The sequence below is a fragment of the Marinomonas algarum genome (genome assembly GCF_020532605.1).
Classification (GTDB): Bacteria; Pseudomonadota; Gammaproteobacteria; order Pseudomonadales; family Marinomonadaceae; genus Marinomonas; species Marinomonas algarum.
The window spans coordinates 1-19,182 of the sequence record NZ_JAJATW010000003.1 but is presented as its reverse complement, the minus strand read 5'-3'; the positions used below and the strand labels follow the sequence as shown (position 1 = coordinate 19,182).

The 19,182-nt window shown below is 43.9% G+C and carries 18 protein-coding genes and 1 riboswitch; of the genes, 16 read left to right on the top strand and 2 right to left on the bottom strand.

Translation table 11 applies throughout. The features are described 5' to 3' along the window. The first annotated feature begins 59 nt into the window (after nucleotides 1-59). The 3 genes from LG368_RS03105 (at nucleotide 60) to LG368_RS03095 (ending at nucleotide 3,170) form a co-directional block, all read left to right on the top strand. Complete coding sequence (locus LG368_RS03105) at nucleotides 60-1,655, top strand: isocitrate lyase (protein ID WP_226753269.1); 1,596 nt, start codon at nucleotides 60-62, stop codon at nucleotides 1,653-1,655. A gap of 242 nt (nucleotides 1,656-1,897) precedes the next feature. Next, nucleotides 1,898-2,539, top strand: coding sequence for a TetR/AcrR family transcriptional regulator (locus tag LG368_RS03100; RefSeq protein ID WP_226753268.1), 642 nt, complete (start codon nucleotides 1,898-1,900; stop codon nucleotides 2,537-2,539). A gap of 13 nt (nucleotides 2,540-2,552) precedes the next feature. Then, nucleotides 2,553-3,170 carry a LysE family translocator gene (locus LG368_RS03095; protein ID WP_226753267.1) on the top strand — a complete coding sequence of 206 codons (618 nt, stop codon included), beginning with the start codon at nucleotides 2,553-2,555 and terminating at the stop codon, nucleotides 3,168-3,170. A 134-nt stretch (nucleotides 3,171-3,304) separates the two neighbouring features. Here LG368_RS03095 and upp read toward each other — a convergent pair whose 3' ends face one another. Next, the gene (gene upp, locus LG368_RS03090) at nucleotides 3,305-3,961 is read right to left on the bottom strand and encodes a uracil phosphoribosyltransferase (RefSeq protein ID WP_226753266.1); all 657 of its coding nucleotides are present in this window, start codon (nucleotides 3,959-3,961) and stop codon (nucleotides 3,305-3,307) included. Nucleotides 3,962-4,279: 318 nt separating this feature from the next. Here upp and lon point away from each other — a divergent pair, with 318 nt between their 5' ends. The 10 genes from lon (at nucleotide 4,280) to LG368_RS03040 (ending at nucleotide 14,687) form a co-directional block, all read left to right on the top strand. Then, complete coding sequence (gene lon, locus LG368_RS03085; protein WP_226753265.1) at nucleotides 4,280-6,733, top strand: endopeptidase La; 2,454 nt, start codon at nucleotides 4,280-4,282, stop codon at nucleotides 6,731-6,733. A gap of 101 nt (nucleotides 6,734-6,834) precedes the next feature. Further along, nucleotides 6,835-6,943, top strand: a riboswitch (TPP riboswitch). An 82-nt stretch (nucleotides 6,944-7,025) separates the two neighbouring features. Continuing rightward, nucleotides 7,026-7,883, top strand: coding sequence for a bifunctional hydroxymethylpyrimidine kinase/phosphomethylpyrimidine kinase (gene thiD / locus LG368_RS03080; protein ID WP_226753264.1), 858 nt, complete (start codon nucleotides 7,026-7,028; stop codon nucleotides 7,881-7,883). 3 nt (nucleotides 7,884-7,886) lie between these two features. Then, the gene (locus LG368_RS03075; RefSeq protein WP_226753263.1) at nucleotides 7,887-8,747 is read left to right on the top strand and encodes an ABC transporter ATP-binding protein; all 861 of its coding nucleotides are present in this window, start codon (nucleotides 7,887-7,889) and stop codon (nucleotides 8,745-8,747) included. Further along, on the top strand, nucleotides 8,741-9,514 hold the full coding sequence (locus LG368_RS03070) for an ABC transporter permease (RefSeq protein ID WP_226753262.1): 774 nt from the start codon (nucleotides 8,741-8,743) through the stop codon (nucleotides 9,512-9,514). The genes LG368_RS03075 and LG368_RS03070 overlap by 7 nt, the downstream gene beginning before the upstream one ends. A gap of 108 nt (nucleotides 9,515-9,622) precedes the next feature. After that, complete coding sequence (locus tag LG368_RS03065; RefSeq protein ID WP_226753261.1) at nucleotides 9,623-10,561, top strand: ABC transporter substrate-binding protein; 939 nt, start codon at nucleotides 9,623-9,625, stop codon at nucleotides 10,559-10,561. A gap of 5 nt (nucleotides 10,562-10,566) precedes the next feature. After that, nucleotides 10,567-11,574, top strand: coding sequence for a glycine oxidase ThiO (gene thiO / locus LG368_RS03060; RefSeq protein WP_226753260.1), 1,008 nt, complete (start codon nucleotides 10,567-10,569; stop codon nucleotides 11,572-11,574). Continuing rightward, nucleotides 11,558-11,755, top strand: coding sequence for a sulfur carrier protein ThiS (thiS, locus tag LG368_RS03055; RefSeq protein ID WP_226753259.1), 198 nt, complete (start codon nucleotides 11,558-11,560; stop codon nucleotides 11,753-11,755). The genes thiO and thiS overlap by 17 nt, the downstream gene beginning before the upstream one ends. After that, nucleotides 11,755-12,534 (top strand): thiazole synthase, encoded by a 780-nt coding sequence (locus LG368_RS03050; RefSeq protein ID WP_264193956.1) that lies wholly within the window; start codon nucleotides 11,755-11,757, stop codon nucleotides 12,532-12,534. Before thiS ends, LG368_RS03050 begins: the two co-directional genes overlap by 1 nt. 12 nt (nucleotides 12,535-12,546) lie before the next feature. Continuing rightward, nucleotides 12,547-13,149 carry a thiamine phosphate synthase gene (locus LG368_RS03045; RefSeq protein ID WP_226753258.1) on the top strand — a complete coding sequence of 201 codons (603 nt, stop codon included), beginning with the start codon at nucleotides 12,547-12,549 and terminating at the stop codon, nucleotides 13,147-13,149. 158 nt (nucleotides 13,150-13,307) lie between these two features. Then, the gene (locus LG368_RS03040) at nucleotides 13,308-14,687 is read left to right on the top strand and encodes an MATE family efflux transporter (RefSeq protein ID WP_226753257.1); all 1,380 of its coding nucleotides are present in this window, start codon (nucleotides 13,308-13,310) and stop codon (nucleotides 14,685-14,687) included. Nucleotides 14,688-14,802: 115 nt separating this feature from the next. Here the strand turns inward: LG368_RS03040 and LG368_RS03035 are convergent, their stop codons facing one another. Continuing rightward, entirely contained in the window at nucleotides 14,803-15,564 is a 762-nt protein-coding gene (locus LG368_RS03035; protein ID WP_226753256.1) for a TlyA family RNA methyltransferase, read from the bottom strand. Between the two features lie 118 nt (nucleotides 15,565-15,682). Here LG368_RS03035 and LG368_RS03030 point away from each other — a divergent pair, with 118 nt between their 5' ends. The 3 genes from LG368_RS03030 (at nucleotide 15,683) to LG368_RS03020 (ending at nucleotide 18,764) form a co-directional block, all read left to right on the top strand. Next, entirely contained in the window at nucleotides 15,683-16,522 is an 840-nt protein-coding gene (locus LG368_RS03030) for a sulfurtransferase (RefSeq protein WP_226753255.1), read from the top strand. Nucleotides 16,523-16,625: 103 nt separating this feature from the next. After that, nucleotides 16,626-17,654 carry a glycosyltransferase family 9 protein gene (locus LG368_RS03025; RefSeq protein ID WP_226753254.1) on the top strand — a complete coding sequence of 343 codons (1,029 nt, stop codon included), beginning with the start codon at nucleotides 16,626-16,628 and terminating at the stop codon, nucleotides 17,652-17,654. A gap of 3 nt (nucleotides 17,655-17,657) precedes the next feature. Further along, nucleotides 17,658-18,764: a glycosyltransferase family 4 protein gene (locus LG368_RS03020; RefSeq protein ID WP_226753253.1), complete on the top strand. Its 1,107-nt coding sequence runs from the start codon at nucleotides 17,658-17,660 to the stop codon at nucleotides 18,762-18,764. The last annotated feature ends 418 nt before the right edge of the window (nucleotides 18,765-19,182 follow it).

Here is a 19,182-nt window from a genome sequence, read left to right as displayed (position 1 = left end):
TCTGTAAATAGCATGTGTAAATAACCGATTGATACAACCAAAAAAGAGCGAGAAAGAGAATGGAAACTTACAAAAATAAAGCACAACAAGCTGGCGAAACAATCAAGCAACAAGGCACAAGCTGGGCGGCGATTAACCCAGAATACGTTGCAAGAATGCAGCTTCAAAACCGCTTTAACACCGGTCTAGATATTGCTAAGTACACTGCAAAAATCATGCGTGAAGACATGGCAAACTATGACGCTGACACAGCAAACTACACTCAGTCTTTGGGCTGCTGGCACGGTTTTGTTGGTCAACAAAAAATGATCGCTATCAAAAAACATTTTGGTTCAACTCGCAGCCGTTACCTATACCTATCTGGTTGGATGGTAGCCGCAATGCGTTCTGAGTTTGGTCCTCTTCCAGATCAGTCTATGCATGAAAAAACATCTGTTCCAGAGTTGATTGAAGAGCTATACACCTTCTTGAAGCAAGCCGATGCTCGTGAACTACAACACTTGTTCAAAGCGTTAGATGATGCTCGTGAAGCGGGTGATAAAGCGGCTGAACAAGCAGCTCAAGAGAGTATCGACAACTTTGAAACACATGTTGTGCCAATCATCGCTGACATCGATGCTGGTTTTGGTAACGAAGAAGCTACTTACTTGCTTTCTAAGAAAATGATTGAAGCGGGTGCTTGCTGTATCCAAATCGAAAACCAAGTATCTGATGCGAAACAGTGTGGCCACCAAGACGGTAAAGTAACCGTTCCACATGAAGATTTCTTAGCGAAAATCAATGCAGTTCGTTACGCTTTCCTAGAGTTGGGTGTTGATGACGGTGTTATCGTTGCTCGTACTGACTCCTTGGGTGCTGGCTTGACTCAAAAAATCCCAGTATCTCAAACTCCTGGTGATCTTGCAGACCAGTACAATGCTTTCATTGACGGCGAGACAGTAACTTCTCTTGATCAAATGAAATCAGGCGACATGATGATTAAACAAGGTGATCGTTTGATCAAGCCAACACGTTTGCCAAATGGTTTGGTTCGCTTCAAGCCTGATACTGGTGAAGACCGTGTTGTAATGGATTGCATCAACTCATTGCAAAACGGTGCTGATCTATTGTGGATCGAAACTGAGAAACCACACATTGGCCAAATCGCGTCTATCGTTTCTCGTATCCGCGAAGCAGCGCCAAATGCGAAACTTGTTTACAACAACAGCCCATCCTTCAACTGGACATTAAACTTCCGTCAACAAGCATTTGATGCTTGGGCTGAAGAAGGTAAAGATGTTTCTGCTTACAACCGTGCTGACTTGATGTCTAGTGAATACGATGACACTGAATTGTCAGCTGAAGCGGATGAGCGTATCCGTTGCTTCCAACGAGATGCAGCAGCGCAAGCGGGTATCTTCCACCACTTGATCACTTTGCCAACGTACCACACTGCTGCTTTGTCTACTGACAACCTAGCAAAAGATTACTTCGGCGAAATGGGCATGCTAGGCTACGTAAAAGAAGTTCAGCGTAAAGAGATCCGTCAAGGTTTAGCTTGTGTTAAACACCAAGACATGTCTGGTTCTAACATGGGTGATGATCACAAAGAATACTTCTCAGGTGCGCAAGCTCTGAAAGCTTCTGGTAAAGACAACACAATGAACCAGTTCTAAGCAGTATTGTTCTCTATCGTGTAACCACGAGAGTGATGCAATAATGACTAAAGGCCAGCAGCTTTCCCCCTGCTGGCCTTTTCTATTTTATATTGTAATACACGTATCTTTTATGTACTTGTTGCCCCAAGCTTTCTATTTTAGAAACACTCGCAGTAAATAATGTTACTCTTCTTTGTTATCGAACAGGATGCTTTCGATATTCCCCCTTTGTAATAAGAAAATACAGTGAGGCTTGTCCCTTGAGTAACGTAAAACGACCAAAAGATCAGCTTAAAGCACACATTCGAGAACAAAATCAGACGCATATTCTAGAAACGTCTGAGCGTGTCTTTGCGCGTCAAGGCTTGGCTAAAACCACCACACAAATGATTGCTGATGAAGCAGGATTACCTAAGGCCAATATTCATTATTACTACCGTTCTAAGAAAGATCTGTTGGAAGCGGTTTTAGAGCGTATCTTGCGACTTTGGCTGCATTCAGTCAGTGAATTTAATGTTGAAGAGGGCCCTAAAAAAAATCTGACGCGGTACATTAGTGAAAAAATAGACCAATCCCGTACGAATAAAAATGCGTCAAAAATATTTGCAATGGCGCTCATTGGTGAAGAGGCCTTTGTACTTGATTATTTGCGTCGACTTTTTGTGACGGAGTTAAGTCGAGAAAAAGCCACTATTCAACATTGGGTAGAAAAGGGTCTGATGCAGCCGGTATCAACAGAGCATTTGTTTATTAGTATTTGGGCAATGACACAAACCTATGCAGATTTTGACGCTCAAGTGAAAATTTTACTGCAAAAAGACACCTTGGAAGAAACGGACTATAACGATGCCAAGGATTTTATTACTCGTATGGTATTAGCTGGCTGTGGTGTCACAGAATAAGGGAGTAAAAGACATGACATTAGAAAGTGGAATTACGTTCTTTTTAGCTATTTTTATTTTTAGTATCACGCCTGGGCCTGGTGTGTTTGCTATTTTGGCGAGAAGTATGACAAAGGGCGTTGGTGCCAGTGTATCTTTGAGTGTGGGTATGGTGTGCAGTGATATTGTGTATCTAGTGATGGCCTGCTTTGGTTTGGCCGCGATTGCGTCGAGTTGGGAAGTGCTCTTTCTTGTTATTCGTTATGCAGGGGCGACTTATCTTATTTATCTAGGGTGGAAAATGTGGACTGCGCCGGTATCCCCTGCGTCTGTCGAAAAAGAGAAGGGCGCTAAAACCGACATTGCCAGTTTTATACAGGGGTTTATGATTTCTGCTTCTAACCCGAAAGTAATTCTTTTTTATGTGGCTTTTTTACCCACTTTTATGGATCTCACAGTATTAAGTGCCGGTGATATTGTCTTGGCATCAGTACTTGCATTTGTCGCTTTATTTCTAGGGTTAATGCTGATTGCAACCAGTGCTTCACAGGCAAAACGTTTGTTGAAATCAGAGCGTTCAATGAAGTCTTTGAATCGAACCGCAGGGGGGATTATGGCCAGTGCTGGGGCTTTTTTAGCGCTTAAAAGTTAGTCGTTCAGGTGAGATTTTAAGCCTTGGACAAATAATGTTTTTCAACTCAATATTGTTTGCTTTGAGGATGTAGAACGTATAAAAAAATGAAATCCCCCTAGAAGACAGCGTCATCATAGGGGGAAGGTCAATACTTAGCGTGTGCCGTAAATACGATCACCGGCATCACCAACACCAGGACGGATGTAGGCGTTTTCATCTAGGCCTTGATCAATCGCACCGATATACATAGCCACATCAGGGTGAATTTCCTTAAATGCTTCAATGCCTTCGGGGGCTGCAAACAAGCAGATAAAGCGAATGTCTTTTGCGCCCATTTCTTTCATTTTATCAATTGCCATGATGGCAGAGTTTCCCGTTGCCAACATAGGGTCCACAACGATAATGGTTCGTTCGTTGACGGAATGTGGCATTTTCAAATAATACTCAACGGGCTGCTTTGTTTCTGGGTCACGGTATAAGCCAACATGCCCGACTCGTGCGCTAGGAGACAGTTTTAGTACGCCTTCTGCTAGGCCGTTGCCTGCTCTCATGATGGTCACAATACAAAGTTTTTTGCCTTTTAGTACTGGGCACATGGCCTTTTCTAGAGGCGTTTCAATTTCAATATCGACGGTTTCTATATCACGGGTTGCTTCGTAGCCAATCAGTGTGCCCAGCTCTTCCACTAACATGCGAAACTCGCGTGTGCTGGTATTTTTGTCACGCAAACTGGTTAATTTGTGCTTCACAAAAGGGTGTGTCACCACATGGATATCAGGGTAGGTAGTAAGGAGCTCGTCGCGCGTCATGGTGCTTTCCTTTTTGTCACGGTAAATAGAAAAAATGCTTGAGTAGTACAGACATCATTATTTCTATAATAACACTAAGTCAAAAGCGACCAAATCATTAATCTTGTCTACTAGGTTAACTTTCTGCCTATACGGATTAAAAAGGCGCTTATTGGGCAGAATAAGTGTGCAAGAGATTAGGAAAACGGCTTAAGACATTGTTTTTGTTCATATCGCCATTACATAGATTTTATATACAACCAAAATAGTCATAAAAGCCCATTGATACACAAGAGAAGAGGTTTTTATGTCTCTAATACACGTTTTGAGATTTTTATTATGAGCGATGATGAACTCTATTTAGACGAGCAAACAATGCAAGAGCAGGATGATGATTCGGTGGTCGAGGAAGACAACGAGGTGGTTATCAGTGACCCAAAAGGCTTGGCTTTGCCTGATGATGTATTACCTGACACCCTGTATATTTTACCCATTTCGAGTCGACCTTTTTTCCCGGCGCAAGTACAGCCTGTTATGGTGGATGCGGATCAATGGGAGGATACCTTAGAGCGTATTGCAGAACACCCGCAGGCAGCCGTAGGGTTAGTGTATGCAGATAAAAAAACCAAAAAAGCCCCAACAATCGCTGAGTTTCGTGCGATCGGTTGTGTCGCACGTGTACACAAAGCAGAAAAACAAAACGATAAACTGACGTTTGTTGCGCAAGGGGTTAAACGTTTTGAAGTAGTTGAATGGTTAAGTGAAGAAGCCCCATATCTGGCACGCGTGCGCTATCTGAGTGATGTTAAGTCACAAGGAGACGAGGCTAAGGCGTATTCGATTGCCATCCTGGATGCAATCAAACAGTTGATTCGTCTGAACCCTTTATTCAGTGAAGATCTAAAGCAATACCTAGGGCGCTTTTCATTTAATGAATCCGGACTGTTGGCCGACTTTGCCGCCTCGATCACCTCTGCGGATGCGGAAGATTTATATGACGTGTTGGCTACAGTGTCGGTGCAAACACGTATGCATAAAGCTTTGACGCTACTGAAAAAAGAGTTAGAAATTGCACGTTTACAAAATGAAATCAGTGCGGAAGTGAATGACAAAATCAGTAAGCATCAACGAGACTTTTTCTTAAAAGAGCAGTTGAAAATCATTCAAAAAGAGCTCGGAATTTCAAAAGATGACCGCACGTCAGACGTGGAAAGCTTTCAAGAACGATTGGAAAATAAGGTATTACCCGAAGCTGTTGAAGAAAAAATTCATGATGAACTGCACAAATTAAGCATTTTAGAGACTGGCTCGCCAGAATACGGCGTAACGCGCAACTACCTTGATTGGGCGACGTCTTTACCATGGGGTGTCCATTCAAAAGATAATCTTGATATTGCGCTTGCACGAGAGACATTAGAATCTCATCACGCAGGGGTGGGGGACATTAAAGACCGTATTGTCGAGTTCCTTGCTCTGGGAGCCCATCGTGGTGAAATGGGAGGCTCGATCTTATTGTTGGTAGGTCCGCCTGGTGTGGGGAAAACTTCGATCGGTAAATCGGTTGCGGCGTCCTTAAATCGTAAGTTTTATCGCTTCAGTTTAGGTGGTATGCGAGATGAAGCTGAGATAAAAGGCCATAGACGAACCTATATTGGGGCATTGCCAGGTAAATTTGTTCAGGCATTAAAAGATGTGGAAGTGGAAAATCCTGTCATCATGCTGGATGAAATCGATAAGATCGGCAACTCTTTTCAGGGTGACCCTGCTTCTGCGTTACTCGAGGCATTGGATCCAGAACAAAACAGCGAGTTTCTAGATCATTATCTAGATATGCGAATTGATTTATCGAAGGCCTTGTTTATTTGCACTGCAAATCAGCTGGACACGATTCCATCGCCGTTATTGGATCGTATGGATGTTATTCGTTTATCGGGTTATATCGGTGATGAAAAGCTTGCTATAGCAAAACAGCATTTGTGGCCTAAACTGCTCAAAAAGAACAAACTTCTAAAGAAACAATTAAACATAACCGATGCCGCTTTACGCCATATTATTGAGCATTACGCGCGTGAAGCGGGTGTTCGTGGTTTGGATAAGTTGCTGCAAAAAATCTTACGTAAAAGTGTGGTGTCTCTTATAACCGGTGAAAAAGAACACATTAGTGTGGGCGTTAAAGATGTTGAGACTTTACTAGGCATGCCTTATTTTCGACCAGAGAAAACCTTGCAGGGAGTTGGTGTGGTCACCGGCTTGGCATGGACTTCTATGGGAGGCGCCACCTTACCGATTGAAGCCAGTAAAGTACACGATTTAACACGTGGTCTAAAATTGACGGGTAAGCTTGGCGAAGTGATGAAAGAGTCGGCAGACATTGCTTATTCTTATGTGTTTTCGCACACCAAAAGCTACCAAAAAGCGCCTGAGTTTTTTGATAGCAGCCTAGTGCATTTACATGTGCCCGAAGGCGCAACGCCAAAAGATGGCCCAAGTGCAGGTGTGGCTATGGCAACCGCTTTGATGTCTTTGGCGCGAAATGAACCTGTTCGCCGAGGTTTGGCCATGACCGGTGAGTTGACATTAACGGGGCAGGTGCTGGCGGTTGGTGGTATACGTGAAAAAATTATTGCGGCAAAACGCAGTAAAATCAGCGAAGTTATTTTGCCAGAGCCTAATCGTTGTGATTTTGAAGAGTTACCTGATTCGGTCAAAGACGGTATGACGGTACATTTTGCAGAGCGTTTCACCGATGTAGAGAAAATTGTGTTTAACAAGAGTGGTGCAAGCTTGCACTGATTGGAGTGTTGACATACTGCTTTGTTAAGGGCATGATTTTCGAAATTATTGATTAAATGATGTTCTGTGTTGTGTTTAATGTGACACAGAATAAGTAATGAAAATGTTGGTCGGGGTGCTCTGTCGAGCTGAGATTGAAGGAATGAACCTTCTAAACCCGTTGAACCTGAACCAGTTAATACTGGCGTAGGGAACTGGCGATCCTATCTACTAACTCATGACAGCAGGCTCTATCGAGCTCTTCTTTGTGATGATGTGTTCTTAGGCTCCCATTTCTACGCGGAGCTTATTTATGACACGAAAACCCACTCCTATTACCCTTACAATCGCTGGTTCAGACAGTGGTGGCGGCGCCGGCATTCAAGCGGACATTAAGGCCATTTCTGCGACGGGGGGCTACGCTTGCTCTGTTATCACCGCACTGACGGCACAAAACACATTAGGCGTCGACGCCATTATGAGCGTCGAGCCCAGTTTTGTTCGTTCTCAACTGGACAGTGTCTTTAACGATTTAGACGTACGCGCTGTCAAAATCGGCATGCTTTCAGACAATGACGTGATCAAGTGTGTTGCTCAAGCGCTTATTGATTATAAACCTGAGTTTGTTGTGTTAGATCCTGTGATGGTGGCTACTAGCGGCGATGTGTTGTTGGATCGTTCGGCCGTGGAGTGTTTGATTACTGAGCTGATACCATTGGCAACTATTATTACGCCGAATTTATATGAAGCCCATATTTTGCTTAATCGGCCCTTGGCTCCGTCAGCGAAAGAGCTGCCAAAGACGGCAGAAGAATACCAAGAGCTAGCAGAAGCGCTCATGGCGCTTAATTGTCAGAATGTGCTTTTAAAAGGTGGCCACATGGGGTCGTCTTTGAGTACCGATATTTGGTGTGCCCAATCGTCTTCACATGCCTTTCACTCAACAATGTTCTCTGCGAAAAGAGTAAACACCAACAACACTCATGGTACGGGCTGTACTTTATCGGCAGCGATTGCCAGCTTTCTAGCGCAAGGCTACGCTCTAAGCGACTCTATTCAGTCAGCAAAACAGTATATTTCTAAGGCGATTGAAACGTCTGATCAGCTAAACGTAGGCAAAGGATCTGGCCCAGTGAATCATTTTTACGAGTTGTTTCAAAACGCGGAGTAAAACATGGACGTGGTATCAAACGTTTCTCATGCCAAAACACAGGATGTTGATGTCTCTTACGAGATTCAAGCAAGCTTGTGTTACGCGGATCAGACGAAGCCTGTTTATAAAAATTTGCGTATGACGCTACCGAAACAGACATTCACGTGTTTGCTCGGGGAAAGTGGCTGTGGAAAAACCAGTTTACTTAGGCAGATTACCGGTTTTGACGATGGGTCTTCGCAGTCGGAATGCATTGTGACAGAAGTAAACAAAGGCGTTCGTCGTACGGTGACCTTGTCGGATAGCATCGCTTACATGGCTCAGCAGGACTTACTGATGCCTTGGCTAAACAGTCTTGAAAATGTTTTATTGTGCGACTACTTAACACAACCTCTTTGGCATAAGTGGCGAAGAAATACCGCAAAAAAAGAGAGGGAGAAACGGGATAAAGCGCTCTTTTTACTTGAGACATTGGGTCTTGTGGAGGCGGCTTACAAGGCGCCCAATCAACTATCTGGGGGCATGAGACAACGAGTTGCTTTGGCACGAACGTTGATGCAAGACAAACCGGTTGTGTTAATGGATGAGCCCTTTGCCGCGTTGGACGCAATAAATCGTTATAGACTGCAAGACCTTGCTGCAGAAATGCTGGCAGAGAAAAGTGTGGTGCTGGTTACCCATGACGCTCAAGAAGCGATCCGTCTGGGACAGCAAATATTAGTGTTTCCTAACCAGCGCGATAATCAAGAGAGCGATGTTCAGCCCGTCTTTGATTTTGTCAGACCAAGCTTCCCAGAAACCGCCATACCACGGCCAATTAATGCGGAATTAGGTCGCTATCAGGCGGCTCTTTTACAAGCAATGGAGGCGGTGCCATGCTAGCCATTTTTCGTTTAAGAAGGGCCTCTTCACTTAATCTGATTCGATTGATGGTGATTGTCGCTGCCTTATTGTTTGCTTGGTGGGCCTTGGTCTTTATCACGAATGTTCCGCATTTTATTTTGCCAGCGCCGCAGCGTGTATTTGTTACGCTTTGGGAACTCAGGTCGCTGCTGTTTTCACATTTTCTGGTCACCCTATTGGAGATCGTCGGGGGGCTGATGTTAGGCGTCATTTTAGGTTTTTTGTTTGCCATTAACATGCAGTTATTCCGTCTGGTTAGGCTTTGGCTGCTGCCCGTGTTGTTGTTTAGTCAGGCTGTCCCGGTCTTTGCTTTAGCGCCTATTTTGGTGCTGTGGCTAGGTTATGGCATGTTTTCCAAAGTCGTGATGGCCGCGATCATTATTTTCTTTCCTGTCTTAATGACCTGTTTTGACGGTCTGCGTAACACGCCAACAGGCTATCTCGATCTGGCGAAAACCATGAATGTGAAACCATGGCAAATGGTGTGGCGAATTCGCTTCCCGGCGGCGCTGCCGGTCATTGCCTCTGGCTTAAGAATGGCGGTGGTTGTCGCTCCGATTGGTGCCATTATCGGGGAGTGGGTCGGTTCTGGCGCGGGATTGGGTTATTACATGCTACACAGCAATGCGCGCATGCAGGTAGCGGAAATGTTTGCTGCTCTGCTGGTATTGGCTTGCTTGTCTATCAGCCTTTATTACCTAGCAGATTGGCTTCTTAAAAAATGGATACCTTGGGGGCAGGGGTAGGCGTTGAGGAAAGGAAATACGACGAAGTTAAGCAACTCATGGGTTGTTTGATACGAGTTGAGTAAGTAATTGATAACGAAACAATAAAAACTCTTAAAGGAAAAAGAAATGCAAAGATTGTGCGTGCGTTCGGTGATCATAGTGTGGATGTTTTTGGCAGTAAGCAGTGCCTACGCGGAAGAAAAGTTGACGTTAATGTTGGATTGGTTTGTCAATCCAGACCATGGCGCTTTAATTGTGGCGCAACAAAAGGGCTTGTTTGCAGAGCAAGGTTTGGATGTTCGTATTCAAGAGCCGACAGACCCCAGTATGCCAGCAAAATTAGTCGCAGCCGGCAATATAGACCTGGCTGTGTCTTACCAACCTCAGCTTATTCAAGACGTGGCTATTGGTCTGCCGCTGATGCGTATTTCTACTCTGATTGGCACTCCGTTAAATACCCTAATGGTGTTGGATTCCAGCGAAATTAAGCGTATTGCCGATTTAAAAGGAAAAACCATTGGCACTTCGATTGCGGACGGTGTCAGTGAAGCCACGGTAGAGGCGATGTTGAAAAAGTCAGGTTTATCCATCCATGATGTCAACATTATCAATATGGGGTGGGGGTTATCCAGTGCGCTTGCGTCTAAAAAAGTCGATGCGATCTACGGTGGTTATCGTAATTTTGAGTTACATCAACTGGCGATCGAAGGGTTTAAGGGGCGTGCTTTTTACGTGGAAGAAGAAGGTGTGCCGCCTTATGACGAATTGGTTGTCGTGGCAAAAAAGGGGCATGTATCACCCGAAACGCTCGGTAAGTTTAACCGTGCTGTTGAGTTGGCAACACAGTACATAGTGAATCATCAAGAAACGGCATGGGATATCTTTAAATCCTACAAAGGCGATTTAGACACAGAGTTAAACAGACTGGCTTGGAAGGATACGGTGGTACGTTTTGCTTTGCGCCCTGCTGCAGTAGATGTACAGCGTTATGAAGAATATGCGGCCTTTTTAAAACAAACAGGTTTGATTAAAAACGTACCAGAGAGTCAAGATTATTTGTGGTGAGCGAAATGAAAGTCAATATTATTGGTGCTGGTGTTGCGGGATTAACCCTTGCAACAGAGTTAATAGAGCGTGGCGTCAACGTGCATATTTATGAGCGCAGTCGCTATGTGGGAGAGCAAGCTTGTTCTTGGTTTGCTGGAGGTATGTTGGCGCCTTGGTGCGAGCGTGAAAGTGCAGAACCTGCAGTATTGCATTATGGTAAAACGGCATTAACCTGGTGGGAGAAACACCTTACGGGAACGAACGCGGCGGTGGTCTCAAAAGGTACCATGGTCTTTGCGCAGGTGAGAGATCGTCAGGAGTTATCCCGTTTTAGCCGTCGAACAGAGCGTTTTGAATGGATTGATAATGAGGCTATTTCGACACTTGAGCCTGACTTTTCCGGTAGGTTCAAGCAAGCCTTATACTTTCCTGATGAAGCGCATGTTAATCCTAGATTAGCGCTGGTGGCATTGTTTGAGTTACTGACAAAAAAAGGCGCACATTTTCACTTTAACCAGTCTGTTGAACCATCAGAATTTGGTGGGGAAACGGTTGTGGATTGCCGTGGCTTGCTGGCTAAGCCAGAGTGGTCGGACATCCGTGGTGTGAAGGGAGAGATGCTAATCATACGCACCGAAGAGATCACGCTGAACCGTCCGGTACGCCTACTTCATCCTCGTATTCCGTTTTATATCATTCCAAGAGAAGATCATCATTTCATGGTGGGTGCCACTATGATTGAGAATGCGCAACGGGCGAGATTCAGCGCACGCTCCATGTTGGAGTTGCTAAGCTCAGCCTATGCTTTACACCCGAGTTTTGCGGAAGCGGAAATCGTTGAAATGGGTGTCGATGCTCGCCCAGCGTTCGCTGATAATTTACCTAGATTGCAAAAAGACGGGAATATTTGGCGAGTGAATGGCTTGTATCGTCATGGCTTTTTATTAAGCCCCAGTATGGCGATTAAAGCCGCGGACGCGATTTTAAATCAAGACGACAAAGTGGAGCAGATGAATGAATATCTTAGTTAATGGGGTGTCTACGGAGGTCGAAACACCTCACCTAGATCAGCTGTTGATTGCGTTAGGTTACGCCGATTCTGTGGTGGCAACCGCCGTTAACAGTGACTTTGTTCCGGTTTCTTTGCGGTCCAATACATTACTCAATGAAGGGGATCAACTAGAAATTATTTCCCCAATACAAGGAGGCTAATGACCATGTTAGATCTTTATGGAACCCGTATTCAAAATCGCTTGTTATTGGGAACAGCACAATACCCTTCACCGGCGATATTGGCTGATTCAGTGCGGGAAAGTGGCACTGAAATAGTCACAGTGTCGCTACGTCGTGAGGCGGGTGGCAGTAAAGAAGGGCAAGATTTTTGGGCCTTGATAAAAGCATTAAACGTGCGTGTTTTACCTAATACAGCAGGCTGTTATACGGTAAAAGAGGCAGTGACAACGGCACAAATGGCAAGGGAAGTGTTTCAGACCGATTGGATCAAATTGGAAGTGATCGGAGAAGAGGACACCTTACAGCCGAATGTCTTTGCTTTGGTGGAAGCCGCGGAAATATTGATTGATCAAGGCTTTAAAGTATTTCCTTACACAACAGAAGACATTATTGTAGCGGAAAAATTGGTTGAGCTAGGCTGCGAAGTCTTAATGCCCTGGGGTGCTCCTATTGGCACTGGACGTGGTTTAAATAACCCTTACGGGTTGAGAACCATGCGTGAGCATTTTCCTGACACTACTTTAATTGTCGATGCGGGAATTGGTTTGCCTTCCCATGCTGCTCAAGCCATGGAACTAGGGTACGACGCAATATTGCTTAATACGGCGGTATCGGGCGCTGGTACTCCAAAAGCCATGGCGAAAGCGTTTGCGATGGCGATTGAAGCGGGCCATATGGCATATTTGGCGGATCCTATTGAAATGCGTGATATGGCGCAACCTTCTACCTCTATGATGGGGAAGGCTTTTCTCTCTTAACGAGTGTGAGACATGATGAATACGTTGGATACTTTTTACCCTGTTTTTGACTCTTATGAATGGTTAGAGCGTCTGGTGCCATTAGGTATTAAACTGGTGCAATTGCGGGTGAAAGATCGACCTTTGGAAGAAGTCAGAACGCAAATACAGAAATCAAAGCAACTTTGTGAAAAATATGACTGTCAGTTGGTGGTGAATGATTATTGGCAACTTGCTATAGAAGAAGGTTGTGACTTTGTTCACTTAGGACAAGAAGACCTAGACGATGCTGATATAGGTGCTATTCAAAGAGCAGGTTTGAAATTAGGCATTAGCACCCACTGCCAAGAAGAGCTAGAGCGAGCGTTGCAGTATCAACCCACTTATATCGCGTTAGGCCCAGTGTACCCCACTATTTTGAAGAAAATGAAGTGGCACCAACAGGGATTGGAAACCGTTTCCCAGTGGAAGGCGCAGTTAGAAACAACGCCGCTGGTAGGCATTGGTGGCATCAGTGTGGAAAGGGCTCAAGGTGTACTCGATGCAGGAGCGGATGTGGTGGCCGCAGTGACAGACATCACGTTAAATGCCGACCCAGAAGCGCGTATTGCACAATGGTTGCGTGCAACGCGATGATACAAGATCTTTTTGTGCTAGATTAATCCTTATAGGGCGCTTTCTCTTGGTTAGCGATACATGAGAAAATAAAAACCGAAAAAGTACCTACTTTTTCGGTTTTTTTGCTTATTCGCTCACCCGTACCCAAGTGGTACGCGATTGCTTAGGGGATATGAATGCCACATACGGCAAAGCTCACACAAGGTTCTACTTTTAAACACGTCGTTACCATGTCTGCCACGGGTGCCCTTGGTTTGATGTGTATGTTCCTCGTTGACTTGGTTGATATGTTGTTTCTATCGATGCTGGGAGAGAAAGAAGCCGTCGCGGCAGTGGGTTTTGCCAGCAGTATTATGTTTTTTACGGTATCGCTTAGCATTGCGGTGGCGATTTCGGCAACCGCTCTGGTGTCCAAGGCGATTGGTGAAGGGCACATTGAATTAGCAAAGCGCCGAGCGGTCAATGTGTTGGCTTTTGGTATTTTCTTTTCTACTGGGGTTGTATGGTTCTTGTGGCCTAATATCTCGCATATTTTGCTTTACATCGGTGCGACCGGTCGAACGTTGGACTTGGCGACAGGCTATTTGCAAATCCTAGTATTAGGTATGCCTGCGGTTATGATTGGCATGATTGGCTCTGGCATTATGCGTGCTTTGGGGGACGCTCGTCGTGCAATGTATACAACATTAGTGGGTGGGTTGGTGAATGCGGTACTCGACCCTATTTTTATCTTTGCTTTTGGTTTAGGTGTACAGGGTGCGGCCATTGCGTCTTTAATCGCTCGCTTTTCCATGGTGGCAGTATCTTATTATGGTGTTGTGCACATCCACAAAATGTTGGGTGAGTTTGATTTAATGGATTTTTTCAAAGATGCTAAATCGATTAGTGTCATTGTTGTGCCTGCGATGCTCACCAATATGTCTTCGCCTCTGGCGAATGCCATTGTGATGGAGCATACCTCAACGTTTGGTGATGATGCTGTGGCTGCCGTTGCCGTGATTGGTCGGGTGATTCCTGTGGTGTTTGGTGGATTATTTGCGTTGTCAGGCGCGGTGGGGCCGATACTGGGACAAAATTATGGCGCAGGCCGCTTTGATCGTATGCACAGTACCATTAATAGCGCAGTCACTTATGCTTTCGTGTATTGCGTGGTGTTGTGTGTGGGGCTTTATCAGGCGCAGGGTTGGTTGGTTTCTGTATTTCACGCAACCGAGGGGAGTGCAGCGCTGATTCGATTCTTTGCTACCTTTGTGTCATTTAGCTTTTTCTTTCAGAGTCTACTGTTTATTGCGATTGCGGTCTTTAATAATTTAGGAAAACCACTCAACAGTACCCTACTAAACTTCGGTCGAGCGACAGTCGGCACCTGGCCTCTGATTGTAATTTTTTCAATGTTTATGGGGGCAGAAGGCATTTTATTTGGTCAAGCGGTAGGGTCGGTGATTTTTGGCTGCTGGGGATTTTATATGGCACGGCGCTACATCGATACGCTAGAAGCAAAGGAAGCGCAAGAGGTCACATTGAGTCATTCGCCAGCCTATAACGAGGTTATTTAATCGAATCAAGAGGCGACATGTTCATCTATTTGACCGTGAACTTGTAAGGAATCTGATTGAATGACACTCGACAGAATAATCCACGAAGAGACAGCAAGGAAAAGGAGTGACTGGATTAAACAGTTCGCGTCGCCCAAAGTAAAAACTCTTGATTACCATCGCCGCCTTTAATAGGGCTTTCCATATAGCATTGGACTGTGAAACCTAATGCCGTAATAAAGGCTTTCATGTCGTTACCCATTTGTTCAACACGCTGTTTGTCTTTCACGATGCCACCTTTGCCAATGTGGGCTTTGCCGACTTCAAATTGGGGTTTGACTAAGGTAATCAAGTGGCCAGCGTCTTTTAATAAACAGGGAAGCTGGGGGAGAATTTTTGTCTGCGAGATAAAAGATACATCCATCACGACAAGGTCAAAGCCGTCTTTAGGTAAATGCCCTTGTAAATCCTTTGAGGATAAGTGGCGGGCATTGATTCCCTCTAAACAAATAACCTTATCGTGATCGACCAGGCGTTTGTCTAATTGCCCATGCCCGACTTCAACGCCGACGACTTTGGCGGCACCGTGCTGAATCGCGCAGTCACTAAAGCCACCGGTTGATTGGCCAATGTCCAATACCTGAAATCCTTTAATGTTCAGTTGCGTCTGTTGCAACGCTCCCTCAAGCTTTAATGCCCCTCGAGATACGTATTTGTCTGCTTCATCCTGTATAATTTGAATGTTTGTATCCAAAGGCAACTTTACGCTGGGTTTAGTTGCTGTGATCCATTGTTGGTTAACCTGATAAGAGACACGACCTTCGCTAATAAAGGTTTGTGCCTGTGAACGAGATTTGGTTAAATTTTGCTCAGTAAGAAGAAGGTCAAGACGCAACATAAGGCACTCAATAAAAGATATTAACGGCAAATATTAGCAAAAAACACAAAATCAAAGTAGATTTAATCCCCATGGAAACGATTATTTTGATGCATTCACTACTGCTTGAGGAAGGCTCGTGCTATTAAATACTCTCATTGATACAAATGAACTGACGCGGTTAATAGGCCAACCGAAGGTGGTTGTTTTAGATTGTCGATTTTATTTAACAGATCACAAAAAAGGACAACTAGAATATCAAGAGGGACATATTCCTGGTGCTATTTTTGTTGATGTTCACCATGAATTGTCTTCTGCAGAAACCGAATTCTCAGGACGTCATCCTTTACCAGATGAAAATGTGTTTTCTACTCAGTTACAAGCATGGGGCATAGAGCAAGACAGTATTGTTGTTGTGTATGATGCTTCAAGTGGCTCCATTGCCGGCCGTGCTTGGTGGATGTTGAGTCAACAAGGCATTGATGTGCGTGTCTTAAATGGCGGCTTCCCAGCTTGGTTAAGCGAAGGGGGAGATGTATCTTGTGAGGTTAACGTACCGGTTGTGGCATCAATGCGTTTTGAAGTCTCTTTCCCTTGGTCAGTAAGCGAACAAGCTGTTGCAGAAAACTTAGAGACAGATCAATTCCAGCTGGTTGATGCCCGTTCTGCAGGACGTTTTAGGGGGGAAAACGAGACCATAGACCCAGTGGGTGGTCACATACCGGGAGCAGTAAATCGACCTTTTACGGATAACTTAAACGCAAACGGTTATTTCAAAGAAGCAAACGTGCTTCATGACGAATGGCAATCTTGTTTGTCAGAAAGTCACCACGAAGACAGAGTGTATTATTGTGGATCGGGTATCAGTGCTTGCCATAATATATTGGCATTAAATCATGCAGGTATACCGGCCAAACGCCTCTACATTGGCTCTTGGAGTCAATGGTCAAAACGAATGTTGAGGGCGGCTAGTTTTTGACACTGAAAACATACAATACTTTGTACGGCCAGCGTATATAAAACTGATGTCATACGTCCATGAAATATGGATATAAAAAGTGAACGAAAGTAAGAGACATTCAATGCCAGTAATTAAAAAAATACTTGTGGTGCGCAATGATAAGATTGGTGATTTTATGCTTGCTTTACCTGCCATTCAAGTTATCAAAAAAGCGTTTCCTGAAGCTAGAGTAACGGCATTAGTACCAAATTATACGAAAGACATTGCAGAGTCGTTTGAATGGATCGACGAAGTAATCATCGATTCAAAAGACTCTAAGAAAAAAAGAGGTTTGGCAAAACAGCTAAAAGTTGAAAGTTTTGATGCGGCTATTTGTTTGTTTTCCAATACTTACAATGCCACCTTGGTTCGTCAGGCAAAAATCCCGATTAGAGTTGCTCCCGCTACTAAGCTTGCTCAATTTTTATATACGCATACACTCCGGCAGCGTCGTTCTACTTCAAGTAAACCCGAATTTGAATATAACTTAGATTTAGCTCGTTATTTTATTAAAGTGTTGGGTGGAAACTGCTTACAAGAAGAAAGACCTCTACTTTCTTATGCTACACAAGTGTTAGATAAGCAACGTAGTAAATTGCTGAAGGTAGGTATACTGACACCAGAAAAACAATGTTTTATTCACCCTGTAACGGGAGGATCTTCAAATACTTTGAGCATTGCTCAATGGGTTAAGCTAATTAAATATTTGAATCAGTTAGATTTATTCCATTTTGTTATTACTGCAGGCCCTGGAGAATCGCTAATATCACAATCTTTAGTGGATGCTCTGCAAGCTGAAAAAATAAAGGCTGCCTTGTATGATAAAAATGATGGGGTTGCTGATTTTATGCGATCGATTGCATTAGCTGATTTGTTTATTGCTGGTTCAACTGGCCCTCTACATATTGCAGGTGCACTGGACGTGCCCTGTATAGGTTTCTATCCTAGTCGGCGGTCAGCAACGCCACTACGTTGGAAAACGCTGAACAGTGAAGGTTACTGGCTACCATTTTCGCCTAGTGGGCAAGAGGACAGTTTAGAAAATCTAGACGTAGATAATATTTTTCCTGAGATCAAGCTCTGGTATTTTAATTTAGCAAAGAAAGGTTGAGTGATGCCTAGATCTTTAAATATATTGCATATGTGTTTATCGAAAGGGTTTGGTGGCTTAGAAATGTATCCTATTCGGGTTGGCTCGGTCATGCTGACCAAAGGGCATAATGTATTCGGTTTATCGCAGGAGGGTACGCCAGTTCATGCTCAAATGCAGAGCGTATTTAATAAAAATTATACTTTACAGAGTCGTGGCGATGGTTATCGCCATTTATTGAGGTTGGCAAAGTGGATTAAATCTCAACAGATTCAGTATGTGCATTGCCACAAATCCAGTGATTTAATGTTAGCGGTATTGTTGAAAAAATTGTGTGATTTTAAGTTGATTTATACTGACCATATGGGAGCAAAGCGTCCGAAAAAAGATATCATTCACCGTTTTATTTATCGTAATGTGGATTTGGTGTTGTCGATTAGCTACTTTACTCGGGCACGAAATATCAAGGCACTACCTATTATTGAAAATAAAGTAAAGACTTTATGGTTAGGCACTCAGATGCATCAATCCGATGAAGTAGAGAGTGAACCGTTGGATCTAAAGCGGCAATTCTCTTTGTCCTCAGATGCCATTTTGATGGGAATTGTTGGGCGATTGTCGAATGGGAAGGGGCATCCGGAGCTTTTGAAGGCGCTTGCTAAACTTAAGTCCAAACCAATTTATTTAATAATAGTAGGTGGTTTGACAGCAGAGACAGGAGGTGATGCCGATTATTTGAAAACGTTACAAGCCTATATTGCTGAGCAAGAATTAACAGATAAGGTTATTTTCTATGGCTTTTCAGATGATCCTAATAGTTTATTGAAAGCTATTGACATAGTGGTTATTCCGTCTCATAACGAGGCATTTGGGCTAACTGTTATCGAGGCAATGGCGGCAGGAAAAGCTATTATTGGGTCCAGTTATGGTGCCATCCCAGAAATTCTAGAGTCATCCGGTAGATTGGTTGATCCTTTTGATACGTCTGCATTCGTTGAAGTTATTCAACAACTAAGTAACGATCCAGCAGAAAGGTTTCGTTTGTCAGTGTTGGCGCAAAGTCGAGCTCGTGAATATTTTGACCAGGAAAAGCATGTTGATGCCCTGTTGACTTTATATCGAGAGACTTAGCTCAGCACCCTAACATTATTCAGGGCGTTTGGGTTGGGAGCGAATCCATAAATCGGCATATCTTACGAAGGTTGAATACACGAAGTATTAAAATTTTTTCCCAACCCTGTTCTGGCTACTTTGGCTCCTCATTATACCAAAGGTATTGCACAGTCGTTTCCAACGGATTGATGAAATAATTAGTCGTCCCTGAATAACTCTCAACCTATTGAATTTATTGTGTTTTTATTAGATAGTTTATGTCTAAATCTTGCTGTAAATACAGTGTAAGGCCCAAAAAGTTGCAGAATTGGTGAGTTTTATGAAGCCTCGTCAGACAGAGAGCATTCCACAAAAAGATTTATTTCAACCTCAGCTCGTAGACATCATTAACTCGAATCATCCTTTAGTAAGGTTATCCAAGACTATTGATTGGACC